Annotated in this window: 23 protein-coding genes, 2 tRNA genes and 1 pseudogene; 8 read left to right on the top strand and 18 right to left on the bottom strand. The window is 59.0% G+C overall.

From position 1 onward, the window contains the following. The 12 genes from P1U71_RS14235 to P1U71_RS14180 form a co-directional block, all read right to left on the bottom strand. A partial coding sequence (locus P1U71_RS14235) for a valine--tRNA ligase (protein ID WP_301106281.1) occupies positions 1-1,601 on the bottom strand: 1,601 nt, incomplete at its 3' end. Positions 1,602-1,679: 78 nt separating this feature from the next. Further along, a complete protein-coding gene (locus P1U71_RS14230) occupies positions 1,680-2,399 on the bottom strand; it encodes a DUF2497 domain-containing protein (protein WP_301106280.1) in 720 nt (239 codons plus the stop codon). A gap of 106 nt (positions 2,400-2,505) precedes the next feature. Beyond that, positions 2,506-3,867 carry a TolC family outer membrane protein gene (locus P1U71_RS14225; RefSeq protein ID WP_301106279.1) on the bottom strand — a complete coding sequence of 454 codons (1,362 nt, stop codon included), beginning with the start codon at positions 3,865-3,867 and terminating at the stop codon, positions 2,506-2,508. A gap of 195 nt (positions 3,868-4,062) precedes the next feature. After that, the gene (locus P1U71_RS14220) at positions 4,063-4,719 is read right to left on the bottom strand and encodes a protein-L-isoaspartate O-methyltransferase (protein ID WP_301106278.1); all 657 of its coding nucleotides are present in this window, start codon (positions 4,717-4,719) and stop codon (positions 4,063-4,065) included. A gap of 119 nt (positions 4,720-4,838) precedes the next feature. Continuing rightward, positions 4,839-5,585: a proteasome-type protease gene (locus P1U71_RS14215; RefSeq protein WP_301106277.1), complete on the bottom strand. Its 747-nt coding sequence runs from the start codon at positions 5,583-5,585 to the stop codon at positions 4,839-4,841. 31 nt (positions 5,586-5,616) lie between these two features. Next, a complete protein-coding gene (locus P1U71_RS14210) occupies positions 5,617-6,417 on the bottom strand; it encodes a transglutaminase family protein (protein WP_301106276.1) in 801 nt (266 codons plus the stop codon). 4 nt (positions 6,418-6,421) lie between these two features. Continuing rightward, positions 6,422-7,363: an alpha-E domain-containing protein gene (locus P1U71_RS14205; RefSeq protein ID WP_301106275.1), complete on the bottom strand. Its 942-nt coding sequence runs from the start codon at positions 7,361-7,363 to the stop codon at positions 6,422-6,424. Between the two features lie 6 nt (positions 7,364-7,369). Next, positions 7,370-8,797: a circularly permuted type 2 ATP-grasp protein gene (locus P1U71_RS14200; RefSeq protein WP_301106274.1), complete on the bottom strand. Its 1,428-nt coding sequence runs from the start codon at positions 8,795-8,797 to the stop codon at positions 7,370-7,372. A gap of 85 nt (positions 8,798-8,882) precedes the next feature. Continuing rightward, positions 8,883-11,861: an adenylate/guanylate cyclase domain-containing protein gene (locus P1U71_RS14195; protein ID WP_301106273.1), complete on the bottom strand. Its 2,979-nt coding sequence runs from the start codon at positions 11,859-11,861 to the stop codon at positions 8,883-8,885. Continuing rightward, a complete protein-coding gene (locus P1U71_RS14190; protein WP_301106272.1) occupies positions 11,858-13,033 on the bottom strand; it encodes an ABC transporter substrate-binding protein in 1,176 nt (391 codons plus the stop codon). The genes P1U71_RS14195 and P1U71_RS14190 overlap by 4 nt, the downstream gene beginning before the upstream one ends. A 123-nt stretch (positions 13,034-13,156) precedes the next feature. Further along, positions 13,157-14,704, bottom strand: a complete 1,548-nt coding sequence (locus P1U71_RS14185) for a hydantoinase/oxoprolinase family protein (RefSeq protein ID WP_301106271.1) — start codon at positions 14,702-14,704, stop codon at positions 13,157-13,159. 12 nt (positions 14,705-14,716) lie between these two features. Continuing rightward, entirely contained in the window at positions 14,717-15,823 is a 1,107-nt protein-coding gene (locus P1U71_RS14180; RefSeq protein ID WP_367281201.1) for a DUF917 domain-containing protein, read from the bottom strand. 197 nt (positions 15,824-16,020) lie between these two features. Here P1U71_RS14180 and P1U71_RS14175 point away from each other — a divergent pair, with 197 nt between their 5' ends. Then, positions 16,021-16,935 carry an AroM family protein gene (locus P1U71_RS14175; RefSeq protein ID WP_301106269.1) on the top strand — a complete coding sequence of 305 codons (915 nt, stop codon included), beginning with the start codon at positions 16,021-16,023 and terminating at the stop codon, positions 16,933-16,935. Here P1U71_RS14175 and P1U71_RS14170 read toward each other — a convergent pair. From P1U71_RS14170 to P1U71_RS14145, 6 genes are all read right to left on the bottom strand, one after another. Beyond that, positions 16,932-17,918, bottom strand: coding sequence for an ABC transporter ATP-binding protein (locus P1U71_RS14170; RefSeq protein WP_301106268.1), 987 nt, complete (start codon positions 17,916-17,918; stop codon positions 16,932-16,934). The two genes, P1U71_RS14175 and P1U71_RS14170, sit on opposite strands and share 4 nt — an antisense overlap. Then, positions 17,911-18,921: an ABC transporter ATP-binding protein gene (locus tag P1U71_RS14165; RefSeq protein WP_301106267.1), complete on the bottom strand. Its 1,011-nt coding sequence runs from the start codon at positions 18,919-18,921 to the stop codon at positions 17,911-17,913. The genes P1U71_RS14170 and P1U71_RS14165 overlap by 8 nt, the downstream gene beginning before the upstream one ends. After that, complete coding sequence (gene nikC, locus P1U71_RS14160; protein ID WP_301106266.1) at positions 18,921-19,829, bottom strand: nickel transporter permease; 909 nt, start codon at positions 19,827-19,829, stop codon at positions 18,921-18,923. The genes P1U71_RS14165 and nikC overlap by 1 nt, the downstream gene beginning before the upstream one ends. Before the next feature lie 11 nt (positions 19,830-19,840). Then, the gene (locus tag P1U71_RS14155; protein WP_301106265.1) at positions 19,841-20,851 is read right to left on the bottom strand and encodes an ABC transporter permease; all 1,011 of its coding nucleotides are present in this window, start codon (positions 20,849-20,851) and stop codon (positions 19,841-19,843) included. Between the two features lie 64 nt (positions 20,852-20,915). Beyond that, positions 20,916-22,523, bottom strand: coding sequence for an ABC transporter substrate-binding protein (locus P1U71_RS14150; RefSeq protein ID WP_301106264.1), 1,608 nt, complete (start codon positions 22,521-22,523; stop codon positions 20,916-20,918). Positions 22,524-22,596: 73 nt separating this feature from the next. Then, the gene (locus P1U71_RS14145) at positions 22,597-23,292 is read right to left on the bottom strand and encodes an AroM family protein (RefSeq protein ID WP_301106262.1); all 696 of its coding nucleotides are present in this window, start codon (positions 23,290-23,292) and stop codon (positions 22,597-22,599) included. A gap of 161 nt (positions 23,293-23,453) precedes the next feature. On the opposite strand from P1U71_RS14145, the gene P1U71_RS14140 reads away from it, so the two are divergent. The 7 genes and pseudogenes from P1U71_RS14140 to P1U71_RS14110 form a co-directional block, all read left to right on the top strand. Beyond that, positions 23,454-24,365 carry an AroM family protein gene (locus P1U71_RS14140; protein ID WP_301106261.1) on the top strand — a complete coding sequence of 304 codons (912 nt, stop codon included), beginning with the start codon at positions 23,454-23,456 and terminating at the stop codon, positions 24,363-24,365. Between the two features lie 96 nt (positions 24,366-24,461). After that, positions 24,462-25,400 (top strand): DUF1177 domain-containing protein, encoded by a 939-nt coding sequence (locus tag P1U71_RS14135; RefSeq protein WP_301106260.1) that lies wholly within the window; start codon positions 24,462-24,464, stop codon positions 25,398-25,400. Positions 25,401-25,504: 104 nt separating this feature from the next. Continuing rightward, positions 25,505-25,578, top strand: a tRNA-Cys gene (locus P1U71_RS14130). A 114-nt stretch (positions 25,579-25,692) separates the two neighbouring features. Further along, complete coding sequence (locus P1U71_RS14125) at positions 25,693-25,887, top strand: YqaE/Pmp3 family membrane protein (RefSeq protein ID WP_301106259.1); 195 nt, start codon at positions 25,693-25,695, stop codon at positions 25,885-25,887. Positions 25,888-25,972: 85 nt separating this feature from the next. Next, positions 25,973-26,164, top strand: coding sequence for a YqaE/Pmp3 family membrane protein (locus P1U71_RS14120; protein ID WP_301106258.1), 192 nt, complete (start codon positions 25,973-25,975; stop codon positions 26,162-26,164). A gap of 119 nt (positions 26,165-26,283) precedes the next feature. After that, positions 26,284-26,359 (top strand) — tRNA-Asn (locus P1U71_RS14115). Positions 26,360-26,492: 133 nt separating this feature from the next. Further along, positions 26,493-26,855 (top strand): annotated as a pseudogene (locus P1U71_RS14110) (transcriptional regulator); the annotation flags it as partial.

The following is a 26,855-nucleotide window of genomic DNA, read 5'->3' as shown; positions in this document are numbered from 1 at the left end:
CCCTTGGATTTGGACATCTTCGCGCCCTGCTCATCGCGGACCAGCGCATGGATATAGACCGTGTGGAACGGCACTTCCTCCATGAAATGCAGGCCCATCATCATCATCCGGGCGACCCAGAAGAAGATAATATCAAAGCCAGTGACCAGCACGTCGGTCGGGTAGTAGCGGTCCAGCTCCGGCGTCTTGTCCGGCCAGCCAAGGGTCGAGAACGGCCAGAGCGCGGAGGAAAACCAGGTATCCAACACGTCGTTATCGCGGGAGAGTTCCTCGTCACGGCCATAATGCGCCTTCGCGGCGGCAACGGCCTCTTCCTCGGTTTCTTCCACAAAGATCATACCGTCCGGGCCGAACCAGGCCGGGATGCGATGCCCCCACCAGAGCTGGCGCGAGATGCACCAGGGCTGGATATTGCGCATCCAGTCGTAATAGGTGTTGGTCCATTTTTCGGGCACGAATTTTGTCTTGCCGCTCTCCACCGCGCGGATCGCGGGCTGGGCGAGGGTTGCCGCATCGGCGAACCACTGATCGGTAAGCAAGGGCTCGATCACCACACCGGAGCGGTCACCATAGGGGACCGTATGCGGATGATCGTCGATCTTGTCGAGCAGACCAAGGCTTTCGATCTCAGCGACGATCTTTTTGCGTGCCTCGAACCGTTCCATGCCCTGATAGGCCTCCGGCACCGCGTCATTGAGATGCGCATTCTCATCCATGATATTAATGACCTCCAGATTGGCGCGCTTGCCAACCTCGAAGTCGTTGAAATCATGGGCCGGCGTAATTTTCACCGCGCCGGAGCCCTGCTCCGGGTCGGCGTAACTATCGGCGACGATCGGAATACGGCGTCCGACGATGGGCAGGATCGCGAACTTGCCGACAAGGTCGGTATAGCGCTCATCTTCGGGGTGGACGGCAATACCCGTATCGCCGAGCATGGTTTCGGGGCGTGTCGTCGCGACAGTGATAAAGCGCCCCTCCTCACCCTCAACCGGATAGCGGAAGTGCCACATATGGCCGTTCACTTCCTTCTGCTCGACCTCAAGGTCGGAAATCGCCGTGTGGAATTTCGGGTCCCAGTTGACCAGCCGCTTGTCGCGGTAGATCAGCCCCTCTTTATAGAGTTGGACGAACACCTTGCGGACGGCCTTGGAGAGCCCCTCGTCCATGGTGAAGCGTTCGCGATCCCAGTCGCAGGTCGCGCCGAGGCGCTGGAGCTGCTCAAAAATCTGCCCGCCGGACTCGCCTTTCCATTCCCAGACTTTCTCGATGAATTTCTCCCGGCCCAGATCATGGCGGGTAATGTTCTGCTCCCCGAGCTGGCGCTCAACCACCATCTGCGTCGCGATGCCGGCATGGTCCATACCCGGCTGCCAGAGCACGTCTTTCCCCCGCATCCGCTCGAACCGCACCAGCACATCCTGCAGCGTGTTGTTGAGCGCATGGCCCATATGCAGGCTGCCCGTCACATTCGGCGGCGGAATAACAATCGTGTAGCTATCGTCGGATTTGGCGCGGCCACAGGCAAACGCCCCCTGCTCCATCCATTGAGAATAGAGCTTTCTCTCGACCTCATCGGGTCGATAAGACTTGTCCAGCATCGCTGAACCTTTCTTTATTGATTAGTCGGCAAAATTTCGGGAGTAATATAGTCGGCTCACCACCCGGGAGGAAGGACTTTATTCTTCGTCGTCCGCCCGGTCAGCGAGCTTGCTCACTTCGCGCTCGACGATGCGCTGCACGATCTGGGGGAGATTGTGATCGAGCCAGTCCTTCAAGATCGGACGGAGCATATCTTTGACCATGTCTTCCAACGTTGCATTCTTACCCATTTGCAATCCTCGTGATGAAGCAACGGCACCGGCCAGATTGGCAAAGGCAGATGTGGTTGCGGCAATTGTAGGGTCAGCCAACAGGCTGTTCGATGTGACAGCGGCGGCTTCTGCCACTTCGGGTTCAGGTTCGGCTTCCTCTTCCGCCTCAAAATCGACTTCCGGCTCAGCTTCCTCTTCTGCGTCGGCCACCATCTCGGGTTCAGCTTCCGGCTCATCAGAAGCCTCGACATCGAGTTCGATAGCCTCTTCCTCGACTTCCTCCTCGAGGGTGAGCACCTCTTCCTCCTCAACCTCGTCCGTCAGTTCCAAAACATCATCCTCAGATTCCGGTTCGGGTTCGGGCTCCGGTTCTTCCTCGGCCTCCGCCATTGCTTCCGGCTCGGCTTCTGTCTCCGCGTCCGCGTCAGCTTCAACCTCGACGGTATCTTCCGCTTCTTCGGCGCCAGCCTCGGCGGCGGTGCTCTCCTCCTGGCCTTCTTCTTCTCCGTCTTCGGAGATGATACGCCGGATGGAGGCTAGAATCTCTTCCATCGTCGGTTCTTGTTCTGTCGTTGGATCGCTCATAGTCAATTCACCATTGAATCCGGGGGCCTAGTTCACGACGAGCATGCGCCTCATCGTTATTAATCGCTCGTTCAGTCAACTATGGCCGGTTTACTTTAATTATTTCTTAATCCAATCCGCCATCCGTACCGAACCATTTATTCCGGACCCTGTCGTAGTTGGCGGTCGGATCGTAATAATCGACGTTCAGATTAAGGTCGCGCGCATTCAACTTGCCGATCGTGGCGAGGACCGAGTAGATAGCCACATACTGGTCGCGCCGCGCCGTGACAAGGTCCACCTTGCTTTGCAGGAGTTCCTGCTCCGCGTTCAACACGTCCAGCGTGGTGCGGGAGCCAACTTGCGCTTCCTGTTCAACACCTTCCAGCGCGATGGTATTGGCGCGCACGGCTTCCTCATTCGCGCCAATGCGCGAGCGGGAGGTTTCAAGAAGCTCCCATGACTGGATAACGGATTCGCGCACGAAGCGGACCGTTTCCTCAATCTCCTGCATCCGCTGGCTGTTCACCTGCCGCGCCTGACGCACCTGGCTGTAGACGGAGCCGGACTGATAAAGCGGCACCGTCAGCACCGCACCGATCCGCGCGGTGTCGCTATCCGTGCCCGATCCGGCTGTATCCCAACCGGTTGCAAGACTGCCTTCAAGATCGAGCGAGGGCAGCAACTGCCCGGAGGTGGCGCGAATCACATGGCGGGAGCTTTCCTCGTTGAATTTCGCAGCCTCAATATCCGGATGGTTTTCAAGGGCGATCGTCAGCGCTGTCTCCTCCGACTCCGGGAAGTCGGAGGGCACTAAAGGGTCTTCAAGGTTCTCCGGCGGGCGTCCGACGATCCGTTCAAAATTAGCGCGGGTGGACCGGAGGTTACCCTCGGCCTGGATCACCCTGGAAACTGAGTCCGCGAGACGGGCTTCGGCTTGTGCCACGTCGGTGCGGGTGATTTCCCCGACCTGGAAGCGGTCATTTGCCGCGTCCAGCTGGCGCCGCAGGACGACCGAGTTATTGCGGTTCAACTCAACCAGCGCTTCATCGCGAAGCACATTCATATAAGCCTCGACAGCGGACTGGAAAATATTCTGCTCGGTCGAGAGCAATCCGGCCCGCGCCGCATTCACGTCCGCTTCAGCGGATTTGGTCGAGGCAATCGTCTGTCCGCCGGCATAAAGTGATTGAGAGGCAACCAGAGATGCTTCTCGCGGATTGGAGCCCCTGCTCGTGCCTGCCACCGACGGATTAACATCATAATGCTGCGAGGCAACCTCACCGATTGCATATACTTCCGGGCGCCAGCCTGACAGGGCCTGCGGCACACCTTCGTCAACGCTGCGAACATTTGCCCGCGCGGCCATCAGGCTCGGGTTATTCTGATAAGTTGATGCCAGTGCATCGCTCAACGTCTCGGCATTCACCAGAGACACAGGCATCGTAACCGCCAATACGGATGCAACGGTCAAAGCTACTTTTTTCATCAAACTCGCCTCTCGAACCCAAATTCAGGCCGCTAAGAAATTAACCATAGCCGAATTTAGTCCCGATACCGGTTTCAATCAACAATTTTAAATAAATCGTCTGTATGAAACCCGACATCAAAACCAATCAGCGCTGTATCATACATCCCGTTATTCCCGGCAAGCATGACAAAATTGTGACGCCGCCGCCTGCGATCAAAATTCGAAGGACGCGACACTCATCAGGTCCGGCAGAGCCGGCACTGACGCATCAAAGGCCGCCCGCGGGAAAAACCTGTCCCCCTGGCGACGATATACCGTTGCAACACCCGGGTTCGACCCGAGCACACAGACCAGTCGGCCGCCTTCGGCAAGCTGGTCCAGCAGACTTTGCGGCGCACTCGAAATCGCGCCATTTATATGAATAACGTTATAGGGCCCCTGCTTGGCGTTTCCGTCTGCCAGCGCGCCGTCAACAACGGCGACATTATCACACTCAAGCCGGCTCAAAGTTGCACTTGCGGTTTCCACCAGCGCCGGATCACTCTCGATGGCGACAACGGCCTGCGCGAGGAACCCGAGGACGGCGGCGGAATATCCCGTACCGCACCCGATATCGAGCACAACTTCCGTGGATTTAATATCGGCTTCCTGCAGGAGGCGGCCGAAAACCCGAGGCTCAACAATGAAGCGCCCCGGGGCGACTTCCAGATCCTCATCCAGATAGGCCACACCGCGCAGCTCCTTCGGCACGAACTCCTCGCGCGGGACTGTATCCATGGCTTCCGCCACCCGGTCGCTCGTTACCCGGTTCGGCCGCAACTGACTGAGCACCATATGATGGCGCGCCTCGGCGAATTTTTCAGAGATCATGTTTTCCGATCACCCCCTAATGGACCTTTCCGTGGTTATACTGAATTACCGCCCTCTTGCGCAAGCCATAAGGTAACCACGGGCAGGCTCCCTCACATTATCCGGCGCGCCTTAAAAATTTATTGATCCTGGTCCGAAAAATGAAAATCGGGCAAGGAACGAAAGGCCTCCCGCAGGGCATCTCCCCAGCCGGTTGATATCAGGTTGAAATACGGATCATCCGCCTGAATGCGCCGCTCCTCCCCGATTTCGAAACTGTCGTTGTCATAAACCTGAAGATCGAGTGGCAGGCCAACCGACAGATTGGCCTTGATGGTCGAATCAAAGGACACCAGCAACAGCTTTATCGCCTCTTCATAGCTCATCTCCGGATCATAGGCCCGAACCAGGATCGGCCGGCCGTATTTCGTCTCCCCGATCTGGAAGAAAGGCGTCTCGGCGGAGGCCTCGATAAAGTTTCCTTCCGGATAGACAAGGAACAGGCGCGGATCGCTGCCCTTGATCTGCCCGCCGAGAATCAGGGTCGCGTTAAATGCGGAATCCGCTTCCTGCCCTTCGATGACGGTGCCGTGAATTTCCTCGCGAATGGTCTCCCCGACAAGGCGCGCGACCTGAAACATGGACGGTGCCTCCAAAATCGAGGGCTTGCGGTCTTCCGGCGCCTTGGAGCGCTCGTCCAAAGTGCTGATGATGGCCTGGGTTGTCGCGAGATTTCCCGCCGTCATCATGGTGATGACACGCTCTCCGGGAATGACCCAGCTGTGCATCTTCTTGAAGACGGCAACATTGTCCACGCCCGCATTGGTGCGCGTATCCGACATGAAAACGAGGCCCTTGTTGAGCCTCAACCCGACGCAATATGTCATTCTTTTTCTTCGATCCTTATTTCACGGAAGGTTATTGTTGTACCTGTAGCGTTACATCCATATGTTCCCCGCCCGAGCCCAAACGCAGGCCCGAGATCGGCGACGCATCCTTGTAATCCAGCCCCGTCGCCACGCGAATATAGCGGTCATCGGGTGAAATCCCGTTGGAGACATCGAACCCGACCCAGCCCAGGTCGGGCAGATAAGCTTCGGCCCAAGCATGGGTCGCATCCTGTTCCACCCGGTCATTCATCATCAGATAGCCGCTGACGTAGCGCGCGGGAAAGCCCATCTGCCGGACCGCCGCGACAAAGATATGCGCATGATCCTGGCAGACGCCGGCGGCGGCGACCAAAGCCTCCTCCGCCGTGGTTTCTGCGTGAGTTTCCCCGGTCTGATAGGGCACCACCTCCCCGATCAGCCGCGACAGCGTATGAAGCCGCGTGACATCCGTTTCGTGATCCGTCCCGAGTTCCTTTATCAGCTTCGCAACCCGGCTGCCCGGTTTCGTCAGCGGCGTCGGCCGAAGAAAGAGCCAGAGCGGCGCGAAACCCATATTCGGGCCGATAACGCCATGCAGGTTGGTCGTATCGACCTCCCCGGCGCACAGGATGGAGATTTCAGTCTCACCGGGATCAATGCCGACAAGCATGACACGGTTGCTGAACTGGTCATCGAACTCAACCTCGTGCGTACCGCCGGTGACCGTCACATCCCAGTATACGACATTCTGCCCGACGCCGCTCTTCGGCAGCAGCCGGAGCTGTTGCAACGCATAATGTACCGGCTCCTCGAAGCGGTATTTCGTCAGATGTGAAATTTTCAGAATCATTCAGTCATCCGATAAAGCGATAGTCCTGTTCAATCTGGTTGCCGAGCGCCATATTGTCCCGGAGGAAGGCGGTGATAAATTCATGCAATCCTTCATCAACGATGGAATCGACCGAAGCTTCCGTTAGTCTTTTCAGTATTGGGGCTGCCATCTCATGGCAATCGAGACGAAGCCCGTAATCTTCCTCAAGATAGCCTAGATTATCAACAATTTTCGCATAGCAGAAGGCCAGGGAGCGCGGCATCCGCCGATCGAGAATGAGGAATTCGGCGATGCTCACCGGGTTGATTTCCCCGGGATTGAGCCATCGGAAGGCCCGTTGCGCCGAGACGGAGCGCAGGATCGATTCCCATTGCACGTTATCGAGAGACGAGCCCACAAAGGAAGCAGAGGGCAGCAAAACATAATATTTCACGTCAAGGATTCGCGCCGTATTGTCCGCCCGCTCCAGAAAGGAGCCGAGGCGGGCGAAGTCAAATATATCATTCCTGAGCATGGTTCCGTGCAGCGCGCCACGCACCAACCCGCTTTGCTGGCGGATCGTGCCGAGCACTTCGGGCAGGTCCCGCTCCGACACCGGGCGGGAGAGCAGGTCTTTCAGCGTGATCCAGCATTCGTTTGTTGCCTCCCACACTTCGCGGGTGAGCGCCGTGCGGACCATCCGGGCATTGTTACGGGCCCCTTCGATAACGGACCAGACACTGGAGCTATTGCTTTTATCGCGCAGCAGGAAATCAATCACATGCGGGGCGACATACTGATCATATTTGGCCGTATAAGCCTCCGTCACGCCCGCCGCCGCCACGACCGAGGCCCATTCATTTTCCGCCGCCGTGGACCGGGTCAGCGCAATATGAAACCCCGCGTCGAGCATCCGCGATGTATTTTCGCTGCGTTCGAGAAACCGGAACATCCAGAAAAGACCGCCTGCGGTTTTACCTAGCATCGCGCGTCATTCCTCCAATACCCAGGTGTCTTTCGTGCCCCCGCCCTGGCTGGAATTCACGACGAGCGATCCGGCCTTCAGCGCAACCCGCGTCAATCCGCCGGGCGTAATCTTTACATTGCGCGGAGAGACCAGCACGAAAGGGCGCAGATCCACATGGCGCGGCGCAAGGCCCTTCTTGGTCAGGATCGGGACCGTCGAGAGCGCAAGGGTCGGTTGCGCAATATAGTTGCCGGGCTGGGCCTTCAGCTTGGCACGGAAGGCGGAAATCTCCCGCTTGCTCGCCGCCGGTCCGACCAGCATGCCGTAACCGCCCGAGCCATGCACCTCTTTCACCACCAGCTCCTCAAGGTTATCGAGGACATAGGAAAGCGAGTCGGCCTCCGCGCAGCGCCAGGTCGGAACATTCTGCAAAATCGCCTTTTCGCCGGTATAGAACTGGACAATTTCGGGGATATAGGAATAGATCGCCTTATCGTCGGCAATGCCGGTGCCGGGGGCATTGGCAATGGTGATCCCGCCCGCCCGATAGACATCCATGATCCCGGCGACACCGAGCTGCGATTCCGGATTGAAATTCAGTGGATCAAGATATTCGTCATCGACCCGGCGATACAGTACGTCGATCGGGTCATAGCCGCGCGTGGTGCGCATGGCGATCCGGCCATCGACAACACGCAAGTCATGTCCCTCCACCAGCTCCGCGCCCATCTGGTCGGCCAGAAACGAATGCTCGAAATAGGCGGAGTTGTGAATACCGGGCGTCAGGACCGCGACAACGGGCTTGCCGCCGCAGGCCGACGGCGCACATTCGCCAAGGGACCGGCGGAGATGTTTCGGATAGTCGCTGACCGAGCGGACCTTCACCTGCGAGAACAGCTCGGGAAACATATGCAGCATCGTCTCGCGGTTTTCCAGCATATAGGAGACACCGGATGGCGTGCGCGCATTGTCTTCAAGGACGTAAAACTCATCCTCCCCCGTCCGCACAAGGTCGGTGCCGACGATATGCGTATAAACATTCCCCGGCGGGGAAACGCCGATCATCTGCGGCAGGAAGGCATCGTTATTGGCGATCAGCTCTTTCGGGATACGGCCCGCACGGAGGATTTCCTGCCGATGATATATATCGTGGAGAAAGGCGTTGATCGCGCGCACCCGCTGCTCGATACCGCGTTCCAGCCGCGCCCACTCCCGCCCCGAGATAACCCGGGGAATAACATCGAAGGGGATCAGCCGTTCGGCCGCTTCTTCACGTCCATACACATTGAAGGTGATGCCGGTGCGGCGAAAAAAGGCTTCGGCGGCGGTTGATTTGCGGCGAAGCCTTGCCGGGTTTTCTTCCGACAGCCATTTCTGGTATTCTTCGTAAGGATAGCGAACGTCTCCCGCTTCCCCGTTCATTTCATCGAAAACAGTCTGGGTTTTCTGCATAAGAACAGAGTAGAGGATTTATGCTGCGGCGCAACCGCAAAATTTTCTATGGCACTCTATTCCGCCAGGACAGGCAAAGTTCGGCCTAGCCATCCTCCCCGTCGGGCGGGTCATCCGGTCGACCGGTCGCAATCTGCGTCAGAACTCTCTGCAGCAAGGCCTCCGTCTTGCGCCGGGCGGCGGGGGTCATGTTCTTCAGGTCGATATCCAGCCGGACATTCTGGAGCTCTTCATGGATGGTCTCCGCCTCGCTTATCACCTCGTCGCGTTCTTCCTGCGCGACATAGGTATTGATCGGAAGGTGGAAGCCCTTGACCGTGATTTCCTTCCGCTTGCCGCAGAGAATTACATCCTTCACATTGGCATAGGTTTCATGGGAGATGCGGATCTCCCCCGTCGCCGCCGTCGATTCCAGTCGGGAGGCGAGATTGACGCCGTTGCCGATGGCGGTGTAGTCCATCCGCTCGCTGCTGCCGAAATTACCGACCGTGCAATAGCCGGTATTGATGCCCATCCGGCATTGCAGCGGCTTCTCGACACCCATTTCAAGCCAGCCTTCGTTCAGCTCCTGCAGCCGCTTTTTCATGGCGAGCGCCATCTTCACGCAGGCGAGGGCATCCTCTTTCACGCCCTTGCTCTCGGGATCACCGAAGAAAATGACGATGGCGTCGCCGACGAATTTATCGATGGTCGCGCCATATTCAAGCGCAATCTCCGACATCTCTGTCAGATACTGATTGAGGATGCGGGTCAAATCCTCCGCCTCCATCTGTTCGGTGATCTCGGTAAAGCCGACGATATCGGAGAAGAACACCGTCAGCTTCTTGCGCCGGCTGGTGATATCGCCGCGATTGCGCCCCTCGAAGATGGAGGCATAGACCTGTGGCGAGAGATATTTCGCCAGCTGGTTGGAGAGCCGTTCCAGCGCCTGCGACTGCTCCGAGATTGCCTGCTCCTGCTGCTTGATCTGGGTGATATCGGAATAGACGGCGACGGTGCTGCCATCCTCCGTCTTGCGTTCATTGACCAGCACCCAGCGGCCATCGGAGCGACGCAGCATGCCCGAATTCAGCCGCTTGCGATGATTTTCAAGGCTTTCCCTCAGCCAATCCGTCTCGCGGTCGAGTGCATCCTGAATGAGGGCCAGCTTCGTCGCATTGCGCATGATCTCCTCAAAGCTCTTGCCGATTTCCGTCTCGATAATCTTTTTCGGGAAAAACAGGTCGCGATAGACGCTGTTGCAGACGACCAGCTTGTCATTGGCATCATACAGCGAGAAACCCTCGGAGATATTCTCGATCGCATTGATCAGGCGGCGGCGGCCCTCCTCGATCTCGCGGTGGTTGGATTCCTGTATCTCGATGGCGGTATCGCGGAACACGGCGAGCGCGTTGGCCATGTCCCCCACCTCGTCATTGCGGCCGCGATAGGGAATGTCAACGCCCGTATCCCCGTCGGCGAGGCGGGTCATTGCGCCGGTGATATTCTCAAGCGGACGGATGATACGGGGGCGGATATAGAACAGCATGACAAGCACCGCCGTTGCCAGGCTCGCCACCGCCACCAGCACCAGAAGAGAGCGGCCAAGCTCAATCACTTCGGTGGAGTGGCCCCCGGCGGTCACGCCGCGTTCGCGCGCCGCCGCGACCAGCTTTGCCACCTCCGCCTGCAGGCTGGCCGCAATTTCGCGGGCGTTCGCCAGCGCCATGACCGCGCGACCGCTGCTCTCAAGTTCCGCCCGATGTATCTCGAACAGGTTATTCTCCCCCGTCCCGATATTCAGCAGGCTCAGGGTGGTATTCCGAAGCTCGGTCTTTTCCCGCGCGGTCCCGAGGTCGGCCAGCATATCCTTGATCCGCGCCTCCGACGCCTCGAACCGCTCGGCGAAGGGACCGATATTCGCGACATCTGGTACATTCGACATCTCCCCGAGGATGCTCGCCACCAGATTTCCTTCCGCCCGGAGCGACAGCAAGAGATGCAGCGTGTTCGCCCCGTCAAGAATAAGATCGCTGAGTTCGCTGCCCGATTGACGGGTTTCGCTCTGGGACCTGTTTTCCAGGTTCTTGACCACATCGATCAGGGCACTGGAATAGACGGTGTGAAAGCTCTCATGGCTGATCCTGAGAAGATTGCCCTTCTGCACGAGCCGCGGCGAGAGCGCCGGGCTTTGTCCCGGCGGCGTCTGCCAGAGTTCCTGCTCCTTCAAGATGAAGATATTGTCCGGCCCGCGCCCGAAATCGAGGATCGTCTGCGCAAGGTCAACAAAGGCGGGCTCCCCGGCCTCCGCTGCCCAGCGCGCGGCATTCTCCTCGATCTCCGCCTCCAACGCGCTGTAGCGGGTCTGTAGCGGGCCGAAACTATCAAGATCGGATGCCAGAATGACCGCCGACAGCACGCCTTCCAGATCGTCGATGGTATCGCCGAACTTCAGGAACTCGCCGACCTTTTGCATTGAGCTTTCAACCAGGTCCGCGATATAGACATTGCTTCTGGCGGAGAGCCATTCCCCCTGCATGACGAATTCGAAAACCGCATCATCGATCAGCGGCTCCATCCGGAGCAGGAAAGTTTCGTGCAGGCGGGTCAGCTGCCCGGTCGCGTCCTGCCGTTCCTCCTGCTCCGCCAGCCGGGTTTCAACATCGTTTTTAAGCGTGCCGAGGCTCAGGACCAGCTCATGCTCGATATCCTTCAGCGTCCGCCAGCTCTCCGATTCCCCGAAGACATCGCGCGACCGGTCGGTGAGTTCAGAGAGGCGAAAGGCCCGCTGATTGAGCGCCTCGACCGTCTTCTTGTGATCTTCCAGCTCCGTATTGGCCATCAGGTCCGGCGCGGAGGCGGAGATCTCCGCGCTGATCTGGGCGAGTTGCAGCGCCACCTCGATCTCGGGGATGCTGCCGTGCGTGATTTTCTCGGTCGATTGCGACACATGATCGAAGGAGTACCAGGCGATGATGCCGGCAACGACACTCATCGCCGCCAGAAAGCCAAGCGCGAGGACAAGCTTGCCATTGATTTTAAGCGTCGGGCCTGCGCTCTTTTTGACTGTCTGCGGCGCCGTCATTTTGTCAGCCGATCAATGGCGCGAAAGCTGCCATCGCCTGTTATCTCGGTCAGGAATACCCGGTCCAGCCCCTGATTGTCGCCGGGACCGAAAACGAGTTCCAGCCCGTCGATATCGAAGCGGCGGGTTGACTTGACAGCGCTGAGAAACTTTTCCCGTGTCGGCTCCGGCCCGATCTCCGCCAGCACCGCCGCCACAAACCGCCCGACCAGATATCCCTCCAGCGAGACAAAACCGGGATCGAGCGCCGGATTATAGGCGGTCAGCGCCTTGTGATAGGCATCGACCACCGGAATAGTCCTGTCGTCGGGAAAGGGAACGACCTGCGTGACATAGACGCCCCGGCCGTCGCCATCCAGCTCCGCCGAGAGCGCCTTCGAACCGACAAAGGAGATATTCATGAAAATCACATTCAGGCCGAGATCCCGCGCAAGACGGATAAAGGCCGCATTCGCCTTATAGGCGCCGATCATGGCGATCGCCTCCGGGTCGCTGTCGCGGATGGCGAGCAACGCCCGTTTCACCGCCGTGGTGTTGCGCATATAGCGCCCCTCCCCCACGATCTCCAGCCCGCGCCGCGCCAGCGCCTCCCGCACACCGGCAAGACCCGCGCGCCCGAAGCTGTCATCCTGATAGAAGACAGCGACGCGCTTGATACCCAGATCCTCCGTCAGATGCTCGATCCAGCTTTCCGTCTCCTGCTCGTAGGAGGCGCGGAGGTTGACCACATTCTCCTGATCGGGCGCGCGCAGGAACGCCGCGCCTGTAAACGGGCCGATCAGGGGAATATCCTTCTCCGCCGCGATCGGCGCGACGGCCTTGCTCGTCGGTGTGCCGACAAGGCCGACGAGTGCGAATATCCCGTCATGGATGATCAGCCGGTTGACATTCTGGATGGCCATCGACGGCTTGTATCCGTCATCATAGGAATGCAGGCGAAGCTCTCGCCCGTGGATGCCGCCGTCGCGATTGACCTCCTCAAACGCGGCGAGGATGCCGTCGCGCATCCCCTCGCCAAGGGCCGCCGACGGCCCGTCGAACGCGGCGCTTTGACCAAACAGGATTTCGCTGTTCTCAACGCCATCTTCGGCCTGCGAGGATGCCGCCGGTTGCAACAGGAGAAGAAACAGGGAAAAGCAAAGGGACAGCGCTATGCGAAGGAACTTTGTCACCGGAACCAGATCTTCCCCGGCGGGCCGCGCCCGCGACAGCATGAATTGAGTTTAAGGGGCACCGCCCCGACTTAGGCGAGCAATGCTACTCAATTCACGCCCTGAATAGAAGAAATTTCTGAATTACAACCCCGAAAGTGCCGCGATATCGCCAATGACACGCACCCGTGCCCTTATTGCATGGCCGGGAATATAGGCGATGGGCAGATCCTCCATCTCGATGGTCTTCAGCGAATCTGCCGCCGCGCCGGAGCTGATCGCCTTTTCCTCCGCGATTTTAAGGGCTTCGGCCAGGGCCTCATCACGGCTGAGGCCCTGGAACACCTGATCCGCCTCCCCGCTGATCTGGGCAATGGCCGCCCCGACCGCATTGGCGACGGCGAAATTCTCCACATGATGGACCCGGGAAATGCCGGGAATTTCGGTCGGAATCAGCGGCGCGCCGCCACCCACGGCGATGAGCGGCACTTCCGTCGCCTCCGTCTTGATCCGGTCCACATTGCTGGCGATCCGTTCATGCACGATGGCAAGAACTTTATCCACATAGTCCGGCGCGAGATCGGCAATTTTGCTCGCCTCCCCCGCCTCCATCAGTCCTTTGGAGACAGCGACATCGGTCAGGGTCAGTTGATCCCCGCCGAAGACCCGCGCCTCTTCCGTCAGGCGGAACCCAACGCTGTCCGGGCCGACATCCAGCGGATCGTCATGCACCCGCGTGCCGCCGCCAATGCCGATGGAAATAAGATCCGGCATGCGAAACAAAGTCCGCACCCCGCCGACGGTGACCGTGCTGTTTGCCTCCCGCGGGAAGCCGTTAACGAGGGAGCCGATATCCGTTGTCGTGCCGCCGACATCGCAGACGATGGCATTCTCGATCTTCGAGAGGAACGCCGCGCCGCGCATACTGTTGGTCGCGCCGGAGGCAAAGCAGTAGACGGGGAATTTCCGCGTCATCTCCGCATTCGTGACCGTTCCGTCATTGAGCGCGATATAGAGCGGCGCGGTGATTCCGAGTTGCTCAAGCGCCTGTTGAAAGGCATCCGTCGCCTCCTCCGCGAGATCAAGGAGCGCCGCATTGAGAAGTGTCGCATTCTCCCGCTCCAACAGGCCAAGACGGCCGAGGCTGTGGGAGCAGGTAATCCGGACGCCGGGGCATTCGGCCTCGATAATTTCTCTCGCCCGCTCCTCAAACTCCGCATTGAGCGGCGAGAAGACCGCGCTGATCCCGACGGAGGTAATTCCCGCCTCGCGGATGTCGCGGCCAACGCGCGCGAGTTCTTCTTCATCGAGCGGAACAATCTCCCGCCCGTCATATTCATGACCGCCGCGTACCATGTAATGGCCGCCGTTGGCGATGGCCGCCACATCTTCCGGCCAGTCAACAAAGGGCGGCAGGCTGGCGGACGCCGGCAAGGAAATCCGCACCGCCGCCACCTTGTTCAGCCGCCGCCGCTCGACCACCGCGTTCAGGAAATGTGTGGTGCCGATGGTGACGGAGCTGGCGTTCTTCGCCTCCGGCCCGACGAGGGCGATCAGATCTTCCAGCGCTTTGCGCACCCCGCCGGTCACATCCCGGGTGGTCGGGGTCTTGACCGCGCCAACCACCTTATCCTGATCGACGAGAACCGCATCCGTGTTCGTTCCGCCGACATCAATGCCAATGCGTTGCATGAGATTTATCCCTTAAAATACTGATTTATAATCAAAATCGAACCCGAAGGCGCGCGGCCCCACAAGTTCCAGCCCACGCGGGGTGAGAAAGATATCCGGCGCTGGCAGAGCCAGAACCGTCACCCGCTGACCATAGCGGACGGTCTCGGTCGCGATGCCGTCGCCATTGATGCTGTCAACCACGCAGATCAGGTCCGGCGTCATCACCACGGGCTTGCCGCCTTGCGAGCCCACGGAATATTCATTCTGGAAATCGAGGGTGAATTGCTTCCCCTGATCCTCATCCATGCCGTCCAGCTCGGCCCGGCCGCGCAGGAAGCCTTCCGTCGTGCGCCGCTCGATATCGGTGATCTTGCCCTTGAACAGCTTGAGCCCGTCGCAATTCTCGACAATCGCCGCGACCGGATCGGTGTGGTTCTTGCGCGCCTCGAACACGGCGCGGCCAAGGCCGATCGCCTTGGTCGTCGTATGCAGCACGCCGAATTTCTTGACCTCCGCGCCCGAGCGCGGCGCCTTGCAGGTCGAGGCGGTGGAGCCGAGTTCGGTGCATATTTTCCGGCTGATCCGCTCCATCCATTTCCAGCTGTCGGCGGTCTTGATCAGGATTTCATTGTCGCGGATATCCGCCATGGCCATCGGGAAGCATTGCAATCCGGCGGCGGAAAAGCTGGTCATCTGGGCTTCGGGATAGGCGCGGCCCATGCTGTCCGCATCGATGGTCGGCAGGCCGGAAATGGCGGAAACCATCAGCGGCATGACCCCGTTGCCGCCGCCGATTTCCACCGGCATCACGGCATCGAACTTGCGCCCGAGATAATCTTCGAGGATACGAAGCGGTTTCAGGGAGTTTTCAGGGTCCCCCAGCCGTTCCATCCCGACAATCGGCGCCCCCTGGGTGGAAAGAACCGCAACCAGCGCATCATCGGGCAATGTCATCGGGTGTTTCAGGATGACTTTATGCCCCTTTTTGTAGAGTTGCCGCACATTGAGAAGACTGAGATAGGGCGAACCGCCGCCGCCCGTGCCCAAAATCCAGGCGCCGAGCGCCAGCGCCTCCACATCGTCCGCGCTTAAATAACGTTCTCCCGGCCCGAGCGGGCGTTCCTCGCCTTGCGCCATAACGGCGGCACCTAACTGTTCAGCCATTTTCTTCTCACAATTTTCTTTCTGTATTGAAAGCTCAGCCTATCGCGAACGGCCAACCGATTAAATACGTATCGATACCTAGGCTTATCCGTCCTCTTTAGGCTGGCGCGGGGCGGTCAGCGCGATATAGTATGACAAGACAGTTGCACCGCGCGAAAGAGGAACCCTGCTTGCAACGACTGACATTTATCACCGCCGGGCAATCACCCCGTCAGGACATGATCGACGAAATCCTCGCCCATCTGCCGGATGGAACTGAGATTGTCGAACAGGGTGCACTGGATGACCTGACGCCCGCCGAGATCATGGAGCTGGAGCCGCGCCCGGACGAAGCCGGGATCGCCACCACCCTGAAAGACGGCTCCATCGTTGCCATCTCCGAAAGCTGGCTGCGCCAGAAAATACTGGAGCTGTGTGAGGGGCGCGGCAAGACGGTCAATGACCTCACCGTCATTGCCTCGACCGGGGTATTCGATCTCGGCACGACCAGCCCTTATGTCATTCATGCACAGAACGCCCTTGATAAATTCACGGAATCGATCCTGATCGCCGGGCAGAAGGTTGGCCAGATCCGCCCGCTGAAAGGCCAGCTCACGCGGGGCAAGGAAATCCGCGATTCCCGCGTCAAGTCGGTCTATGCCCCCGCCTATAATCAGGACGCCCTGCTCCATGCGGCGAAGGAGCTTCGGGATCAGGACCTGATCGTCCTCAATTCCATGGGATATGACCAGCAGGTGATGGATCTCGTCCGGGAGGCCTCGGGTCGGCCCGTCGTCCAGATGCGGCGGATCATTGCCGGCACCGTCGCCAAGATGATCAAGCAAAGCCGCGATACCTCCAGCGGCGCGGGTCTCCTGGAAGGGAGCGCGCTCAGCCAGCGCCTTGAAAAGCTGACCAAGCGGGAAAATCAGGTGTTTGAGCTGCTGATCAAGGGCTTCGCGAATAAGGAAATCGCGGCAGAACTCGGCATCAGTCCGCGCACGGTGGAAATTCACCGCGCCCGCATGCTTTCGAAAATGGGGGTATCCACGGGCAGCGAGCTGATGCAGTTGATCGTCCGGAATATCTCCAACGCGCGGATCTAGACGGCGGCGGCCTCCACCTGCGGGGCTGATGCCGGATCATAGAGGAGGCAGCGCACCCGCCGCCCGTTCTCGACGGTGAAGTTCGGCACCGGCGCCTTGTCGCAGACGCCCGCCATTGCCTTCTCACAGCGGTTATTGAAGAAGCAGCCCGTCGGCAGGTTGAGCGGGCTCGGGATATCGCCAATTAGTGGCTTGCCGCGCCGGGGCTGGCCCGGTTCGGGCAGCGGCACCGCCTCCAAAAGCGCCCTGGTATAGGGATGCTTCGGGTTATTGAAGACTTCCTCCGTCTCCCCCTGCTCGACGATCTGGCCGAGATACATGACCGCGACGCGATTACAGACATAGCGGATCACCGCGAGGTTATGGGAGATGAAGAGATAGGTGAGATCGAGTTCCTTCTGGATCGATTTCAGGAATTCGAGAATCTGCGCCTGCACCGACACATCGAGCGCCGAGGTCGGCTCATCCAGCACCAGAAGTTCGGGATTGAGCGCAATGGCCCGGGCGATACAGACCCGCTGTTTCTGCCCGCCGGACAGCTCATGTGGATAGCGGTAGAGGAACTGCTTTTGCAAGCCCACGATCTCCAACAGCGTGCCCACCTTTTCGCGCAGCTCTGCGCCCCGCAATTTGGTGTGCAAAATCAGCGGCTCCGCGACCGAACGCATGATCGTCATGCGCGGGTTAAGCGCCGAATGCGGGTCCTGAAACACCATCTGGGCGCGGCGGCGGAGGACTTTTTCATCAGCGCTGTTGAGCCGGGTGATGTCCTGACCGTCGAAAATAACGCTGCCGCCGGTCGATTTGTTGAGATGCAGGATCGTCCGCCCCACGGTGGACTTGCCGGAACCGGATTCGCCAACCAGACCCAGCGCATCGCCCTTCTCGATATGAAGATTGACCTTGTTGACCGCCGTCAGGACCGCTTTCTTGCCCTCGGCGCGGACCGGGAAGCCCACCGTGAGATCATGGGTTTCAAGCATCGGCGAATCCTTCCTCATAGAGGTGGCAGAGCACCGTCCGGTCATGGCCCACATTATTCCGGTTTACCGGCGGGGTGCCGCAGATGTCCATCGCCTTCGCACAGCGCGCCTGAAAGCGGCAGCCGACGGGCGGGGTCAGCAGGTTGGGCAGAAAACCCGGAATGCCGTAGAGCTCCTCCGGCGGTTTCCCCGGATGCGGAATGGATTTCAGCAGGCCTTCCGTATAGGGATGTTTCGGCTGGCCGAATACCTCATCGATGGTGCCATATTCCACTACCTGCCCCGCATACATCACCGCGACATTGTCGCAGACCTTGGCGACCACGCCGAGGTCGTGGGTGATGATGATGACGGAGAGGCCCATATCCTCCACCAGTTCGGCGATAAGATCGAGGATTTGCGCCTGGATCGTCACATCGAGGGCCGTCGTCGGCTCATCGGCGATCAGCAATTTCGGCGAACCCGAGAGCGCCATCGCGATCAGTACGCGCTGCCGCATCCCGCCTGAGAGCTCATGCGGATAGCGGTCGATCTGGCTTTCGGGATTCGGCAGATGCACTTTTCTCAGCATCTCGATGGCGTGGGCGCGCGCTTGCTTCTTGTTCTTGCGCGCGTGTTTATCGAGGGCCTTCTGATGGGCGAGGATGACATCGATCATCTGCGTGCCGATGGTGAACACCGGATTGAGGTATGTCATCGGATCCTGGAAGATCATGGCAATCTCGATCCCGCGGATTTTCTGCATCTCGGCGGGCGTGACTTTCAGCATATCGAGGCCGTTATAGAGGATTTCGCCCGAAATGACCTCGGCGGGCGGGCTCGGCAGCAGGCCCAGCACATTACGCACGGTCACCGACTTGCCGCAGCCCGTCTCCCCCACGATGCCGAGGGACTGCCCCTTGCCGACCGCGAGATTGACCCCGTCCAGCGCATGATAAACACCGTCGAACGTATTGAAATTCAATCGATAATCGCGAATTTCCAAAACCGGAAGCTCCGTCATTATTCCCTCCCCTTCGGATCAAGAATATCGCGCAGGCCATCGCCCAGCAGATTAAAGCCAAGTACGGTGAGGAAGATCGCGAGGCCCGGGAAGAAGGAATACCACCACCAGTCCGGCAGGTAGTTTCGCCCGACGCTGATCATCGCGCCCCATTCGGGAAACGGCGGCTGCGCCCCGAGACCGAGGAAGCCGAGGCTGGCCGCATAGAGAATGGCCATGCCCATATCCATGCTGACTTTCACAATAATCGGCGACAGGCAGTTGGGCAGGATATGCACGAAGACGATGCGCATCTTGCTCGCCCCCATGGAGCGGGCGGCATCCACATAGATCGCACTCTTGAGCGACAGCGTTTTTGCCTGCACCAGCCGGACATAGCCCGGCCACCAGACCAACGAGATGGCGAGCATGGCATTGCCGATCCCCGGTCCCAGCACGCCGACGATGGCGATGGCGAGGATCAGCCCGGGGATGGAGAGGAAGATATCGGTGATGCGCATGATACTTTCTTCGACCCAGCCGCCGACATAGCCCGCAATAATCCCGAGCGGCACCCCGATCAGCATGGAAATGCCGGTAATGATCAGTCCGATCTGAAGCGAGACGCGGGCGCCGATGACAACCCGGGTGAAGACATCGTTGCCGACCTCATCGGTGCCGAACCAGTGTTTCTCGCTCGGCGGTTGCAGCTTGTTCTCAATATGGGTCGCGCCGAGGGCATCTTCGGGATAGGGCACGATGGACGGGCCGAAGATCACCAGGAACATAAATCCGGCAATGATGATCAGCCCGATCATTGCGGCGCCGTTATTGCGGAAGGTCCGGGCATAGAGCCGCCAGGTGCGGATCGTGCTGGCGTGCCGTTCGCGGAAGGTCGGCTCGGCAGGAGTGTCAATAATATCTGTCATCATTCCGTTCCTTACGCCCGGCCGCGAACGCGGGGATCGAGCACGCCGTATATGATATCGATGAGAAAATTAGTCAGCATGAACCAGGCACCAAGGATCAGGGTCACGGCCATTACCGGCTCGAAATCCGAGGCGGTGACCGCCTGCAGCGCATAGAGCCCGACGCCGGGCCAGTCAAAAACGCTTTCGATCAACACCGTGCCGCCCAGCATCCAGCCGAAGCGCAGGCCGATAATCGCCATGGTCGGCAACATCGCGTTTTTCAGCGCATAGACCGCGATCATGCGAAATCGGGAAATGCCTTGCGCGCGGGCGTTGGTCACGTAATCAAGGCTGAGGGTCTCGATCATTTCCGCCCGGTTGACCCGGACGATAGAGGCGAGTGCCGGAAAGCTCAGGGCAATGGCGGGCAGCACCATATAGTGCAGAGCCTCGAAGAAAACGCCAAACCGGAGCGTCAGCAGCGCATCGACGGTGTACATACCGGTAATCGCCGTCGGCGGGTCGGTCATCAAGTCCAGACGGCCGCCCAACGGAAACCAGCCAAGCTTGAGGCTGAAATAAAGCTGCAGCATCAACCCGAGCCAAAACATCGGCAAGCCGACGCCGGAGGAGCTGACGATGCGGACGACATTATCCACCCAGCCATTCTGCTTGACGGCGGAGATAACGCCCAGGGGAACCCCGAGGACAATCGCGAACAGGATCGAGTAGAGCACCAGTTCCAGCGTCGCCGGAAAATAGACCATGAGGTCCTCGGCCACCGGCCGCGTGGTATAGACGGAGCGGCCGAGATTGCCCTCGAATATACCGCCAACATAGATAAAGAACTGCTCTACCAGTGGTTTATCAAACCCATATTCCTCGCGCACCTGATCGATCATTTCCTGCGTGGCATCGGGGCCAGCCGCGAGGGCCGCAGGGTCGCCGGGCGCTATATGGGAGATGGAGAAGGTGATCACCAGCAATCCCAACAGCATGCCCAGCATCAGGATACTGCGCTTGCCAATCATATGAAGCATGTCATCTCCTACGGCGTGAAAAGGTCCCGCCGGGCCCGTATAACCCGGCAGGACAGGCAGGAAGCTAGTTTCCGATACCAAGGCCGTAATAGTCAACTTCCGACGTCATACGGACCGGGGTATAAGAGAATCCGGTGACATAGTCGCGGTAGGCAATCAGCCGTTTGCGCATCATGCCGAAGATTTCCGGCTGATCCTCGACGATCAGCTTCTGGATTTCCGCATACATCGGGGCGCGCTCATCCCAATCTGTGGTATAGCGCGCCGTCTCGATCAACTCCGTGACTTTCGGGTTTTCATAGAAATGCGTGCCATAATATTTACCCCAGGATTCCGGGTGGTACTGATAGGCCACCGCGTCCGGGTCGGTGGAGACCGGCGTTGCGAAAATCGCCATCATATCCGCCGAGGTTTCCGGCTTCGATCCGCGCGCCACCAGGTTCGGCCAGGTCAGCGGCACCATTTTCACGGTGATGTTGAGCGGCTTCAGCTTGTCGATCAGGACAAGGCCCATCAGGCGCTCAATCTCCAGACCCTGCACATAGACATATTCCAGCTCGATCCCGCCCTCAGGCCACTGGGATTTCGCCAGATATTCCTTGGCTTTCTCCATGTCATGGCGCGGAATGCCCGCCACGTCGATTTTGCCCTTGATATCATCGGTGAAGGGGCTCGTCTGCAGAACCGCCTTGCCGTTGAAGATGGCAACCAGCGCGTCATAATCGAAGGCATAGGCCACCGCCTTGCGCAGGTTCTTGTCGGACATATATTTGCCCTGGGTGTTGAACTTCAGGCCAAACGCGGTCAGGGCCGGCTCGGTCGAGGTTTTGATGCCCTTGGCTTTCGCCACCTGATCAAATTCATCCGGAGAGAGATCAAGCACGATATCCGCCTTACCAGTCATCAGGGCCGCGCGCTGGGCGGATGTTTCCCGCATCAGCTTATAAACGATCCCCTCGATATTGGAGCCGCCATCGCCTTTCCAGTAATCCTTGACCCGCGCCACTTCATAGAGCGTGCCCTGATCGAAGCGCTTCAGCGAATAAGGACCGCTGCCCGCTTCATTCTCGGTCATCCAGGCCTGGCCATAATCATCCCCCTCGACATGGGCGCTGACGACGGCCGGGTCCATGATATACCACCACGGCAGGAAGGACAGGAACGCCGCATAGGGCTTTTCAAGATTGAACTGAACCGTGTAATCGTCAACTGCGACAATACCTTCGGGCTTCAGGAAATCGGACAGCATCCAGGCAGGACCCTTGTTGAGTTCCAGCGTCCGGGTGAAGGAATATTTGATCGCTTCCGCATTGACCGGATTGCCGCTATGGAACTTGGCATCCTTGACCAGCTTGAAGGTCCATGTCTTGCCGTCCTCACTCGATTCCCAGCTCTCGGCGAGCCAGGGCTTTACGGTCGGCGGCGTGTCTTCATACTTTACCAGCGCATCATAGAGCGCCTGCTGCAGACTGCGGATGGACGCATTGTATTTCACGCTCGGGTCCAGGGTGGACACCGGCTGGCGTCCGGCAATAACGAGAATCTTGCCGCCGTCCACCCGCTCGAAGGCGGTCGCCGGTTCCATCGCTGCGCCCAGGCTGGCAACGGCCAGTCCCGCAACGGCGCAGGCCTTGACGAACTTGCCAAAGCTACGTCTGCTTATGTCTTTCATTCTTTCATCCTCCAGGTTGAATTCTTGCACAATATTCCCGTTATTTTTTTATTGATCACGCGGGCGACGGCGATCACGCCGCAGCATCCTTTGAGAGCGCCCGTTCGATATGTTTCATGAAAATCTGCCGGACTGTCAGCGTCGGCACGGCGGCGGTCTTTTCCACCTTTGCCGCCATCTCGGCATCAAAGCCCATGCAGTTCATGATAATGACGTCTGTGTCTTGAAGCTCCTCGCCCACTGCCTCGAAGGCGTCACCGCCATACGGCGAGGCATGGGCGAAGCGCGCCTCATCGGGCTTGTCGAACAGGGCCTCGTTCTTGCCCATCTGCTCGGCCAGCGGGGAGATCATACCGATCACCTCGCCACGCGCGCGGCATTCGGCAATCTCGGCATTCAATGTATCATAGGGGGAAAAGACGGGAAGCGTGTGGCTCGCCTCGGCCAGCTTGCCCGAGCAGAGCATCAGGATCGCGTCGAATTTGTCGGCATCGATACGGGCGAACAGATCGGCGAGCCGTGCCTCGATCCCCGCGTGGGAGCAGATGACTTCCTCGCCATCGACCATGCGGCTGATCAGCCGTTCCTCTCCCTCCGTCGGGGCGAGCGCGGCCACTTCTTCGCGGGTCATGCCGTCGAGCGCGCCGAATTCGGTGATCTCATAGATGTCTTCAAAGCCGCGCATCATGTCCGGGGTGATATCGACCCGTGGTGCCTGCCCGATGGTTACCAATGCCAGCCTTTTGCCCTGTATCTGTTCCATGCTCATTGACTTGCCCCCAGAATTTCCTGAAAATCGCTTTATCCAGTGTGAGAAGTTTGAACCTTGTGACAGTTTCGTTAAATACGTAAAAGCCCTTACACATGTTGGACGCCTTGAATCCTGCGCGCCAGAGCGTCTATAACCGCTATTTTCATGAAGGGATAAGGATGGCACGACTGCCGAGAATTGCCTTTGTCACCATCGGGCAGGCACCGCGCCCGGATATCGTGCCGCAGCTTCTCCGGCAGCTTGACACCGAGATCATCGTCGAGGAATTCGGCGCCCTTGACGGCATCGACCCGGCCGAGTTTGACAAGTTACCGCTGGCCCCCAACCAGATTACCCTGCATACGCGCTTCGCCAACGGGGAATACAAGATCGTCTCGGCGGATATCGTGGAGACGCGGATTGCGGCGCTCTGCGAGCGGCTGGATCAGGAAAACTACGACTTTATCGTCATCGTCAGCACGGGCTTGCGCGATGATATCGTGACCAAGACCCCGCTGCTGAACGCCCAGACCATTGTCGAATCCTGGGTCCAGTCCCTCACCATGGTGGGGTGCCGCGTCGGCATCATCTATTCCGTCGATCTGCAGGGGACCGAGAATATCTTCACCCATGGCTCGGCGATCCGCCAGTCGGTCAGCTATACCCTGCCCGGCCCGAGCGGCAATATCGACGACATCACCCGCAACCTCAAGAACTGCGATTTCATCGTCATGTACAGCATGGCCTATTCCGGGGAAATGGCGCGAAAGGTCAGCGCCCAGAGCGGCAAGCCCGTCGCCACGGCCCGCAATATCCTCAGCAGTTCACTTCGTATGCAGCTCAATTCCATGACCGACACCCGCCCGCGCGAGAAGAAAAACCTCGCTATGCGGATGGCGCAGGCCTATCCGCAACTGACCCGGCGGGAGCTGGAGGTGGCGGAGAATGTCGTCGCCGGTCTTTCCAACAAGGAAATCGCCCGGCTTTTCGATATCAGCCACCGGACCGTGGAAATTCACAGGAGCCGGGTGATGAAAAAGCTTGGCGTTACCACCGTTTCGGGCCTGATCCGTCAGGTGCTGATGCTCTAGGGCGAGCGCTAGAGATACGTAGTCGCCCTCATATTCAACTTTTGCGCCCCCGGGCTAGATTTCAGGCTGGGATATAGCAACAAAAGAATATGGGACATGCTGAAACAAATCATCGATATCTTTGAGCTTCTGGATTCACCTTCCGCGAGCGGTGCGGTGGTGCGCGATTACATCATGGAAACCGGGGAGGCCGAGTGCGAGATCAACCGCGCCGCCTCCGACAAGGGGGAAACCGACTTTATCCGCATTACCATCCCCGGCATGGACGGATGCGCCATCGGCGGGGACGCGCCGACGCTTGGCATTATCGGCCGACTTGGCGGGCTTGGCGCGCGGCCCGAACGGATCGGCTTTGTCTCCGACGGCGACGGCGCACTTGCGGTGCTGGCGGCGGCGGCGAAACTCGCCAAGATGGCGGCGCAAGGCGATCGGCTGGCGGGCGATGTGATTATCTCCACCCATATCTGCCCCGATGCGCCGACCCGGCCGCACACGCCGGTCCCGTTCATGGATTCGCCCATCCCCATGGACATCAAGAACAAATGGGAAGTCTCACCGGAGATGGACGCCATCCTCTCCGTCGATACGACCAAGGGGAACAAGATTCTCAATCACCGGGGGTTCGCCCTGTCGCCGACCGTGAAAGAAGGCTATATCCTGAAAACCAGCGATGATCTTCTCGACCTCATGGCGCAGGTGACGGGCAAGCTGCCGCAGGTGTTCGCGCTTGCGCAGCAGGATATCACCCCTTACGGCAACGGACTCTATCACCTCAACAGCATTATGCAGCCCTGCACCGCGACGGCCGCGCCGGTCGTCGGCGTCGCCATCACGACGGAAGTGCCGGTCGCGGGCTGCGCGACGGGCGCGACCCATCTCACCGATGTGGAGGCCGCCGCGCGCTTCACGCTGGAGGTGGCAAAAAGCTTCACGGGCGGCATTTGCGCCTTCTATGACCAGGCCGAATTCGCCGAAATCACGAAGCTTTACGGCCCCATGGATCATTTTCAGGCGGGCGGCAAAGTCACCGCCTGAGGCCCGCACCGCGCCCGGCTCCACGCACCGATTGTTGCGCTTGACACTCCCTGCCGAAAGCCTTACAACGCCTAGGCTTTCGAGCAACACACCACATATTTAGAGGCCTGGTGGCGGAGTGGTGACGCAGCGGATTGCAAATCCGTGTACACCGGTTCGATTCCGGTCCAGGCCTCCAATTTTTCCCGAAATTTACCTTGAATATCTCACAAATGGGCGACTTCCCGCGTCCTGACTGTGGCGCCGCCCGGATCGCAGCGCTTTACGCCGTCATGCACCGCAGGAGAGATCAATGTATATCGCAATCGGAATTTTGCTTCCCTGGCTGTTGTTTTTCATGCTGGGCCGCACGGTCGAAGGGGTCATCTGCCTGATCCTGCAGCTGACCGTGCTGGGCTGGCTGCCCGCCGCCATCTGGGCACTGGTGACCCTGCATCGCTCCCGCCCGGGACGCCGCAAGCCGAAGTCCGCAAAGCCCGGCAAATAACGCGCCTCCCCCCTTCTGCCATTTGCCAAGCGGGGCAAGGTCCGGTAAACTGGGCGACTGTTATATATTTTAGGGGGTCGCCCATATGAGACTGATTATCGCGCTTATCCTGCCATTCCTGGTATTCTTCACCATTGGCAAGCCGTTTCAGGGGATTATCTGCCTGATCCTGCAACTTACGCTGATCGGCTGGATTCCCGCCGCAATCTGGGCTGTTTATGCGCTGAGCCAATATAATACGGATAAGAAAATCTCCGCGGCGCATGGACAGGAATAACTTCGCCCCACCCTCAGACCGGATATAGGCGAAATTTTTTGTCTATTTGGCAAATCAAGGCTTGGCAGGGGTAGACGCAATTGCTATAAGCCGCCATCCCGATATAGTTCGGGCCCTGATCCCCGATAGCTCAGTTGGTAGAGCAGCTGACTGTTAATCAGCCTGTCGCAAGTTCGAGTCTTGCTCGGGGAGCCAATTCAAAAGCCTTCGGAAGCCATTCCGGAGGCTTTTTTTGTTGCGCGTAAAGGAGAGAAGCGCACTGGACAAACGGAAGCCTTCCTATCACAATAGCGCCATGAAAAAAGCCTCCGCCCCTGATCCTATCAAAGTGAGCTTGATCGCTCTGCCGCAGAGTACGCCGGCGACGATTTACGGGCTTTATGAGGTTCTCTCCTCCGTTGGTGTTGGCTGGGCCGAGGTGACCGGTGAGGGCGAGGGAAAGCCGTTGATGGATGTGCAGATCGTCTCGGAGGATGGTGAAAATTTTTCGAGCGCCATCGGCACGCCCATCGCGCCCCATGCCTCCATCCGCGAGACCAACAGGACCGACATCATTATCGCGACGGATCTGGCCCTTTCGCCGGACCCGGATTTGAATTATGCCTGGCCAAGGATGACCGACTGGGTCCGCGGACAGTTCGAGCAGGGCGCGACCCTTTGTTCCGTGTGCTCCGGAACGGTCTTTATCGCC

The organism is Sneathiella sp. (assembly GCF_029233945.1).
GTDB lineage: Bacteria > Pseudomonadota > Alphaproteobacteria > Sneathiellales > Sneathiellaceae > Sneathiella.
The sequence above is the reverse complement of the archived record's forward strand: the minus strand, read 5'-3'. Positions and strand labels throughout refer to the sequence as shown.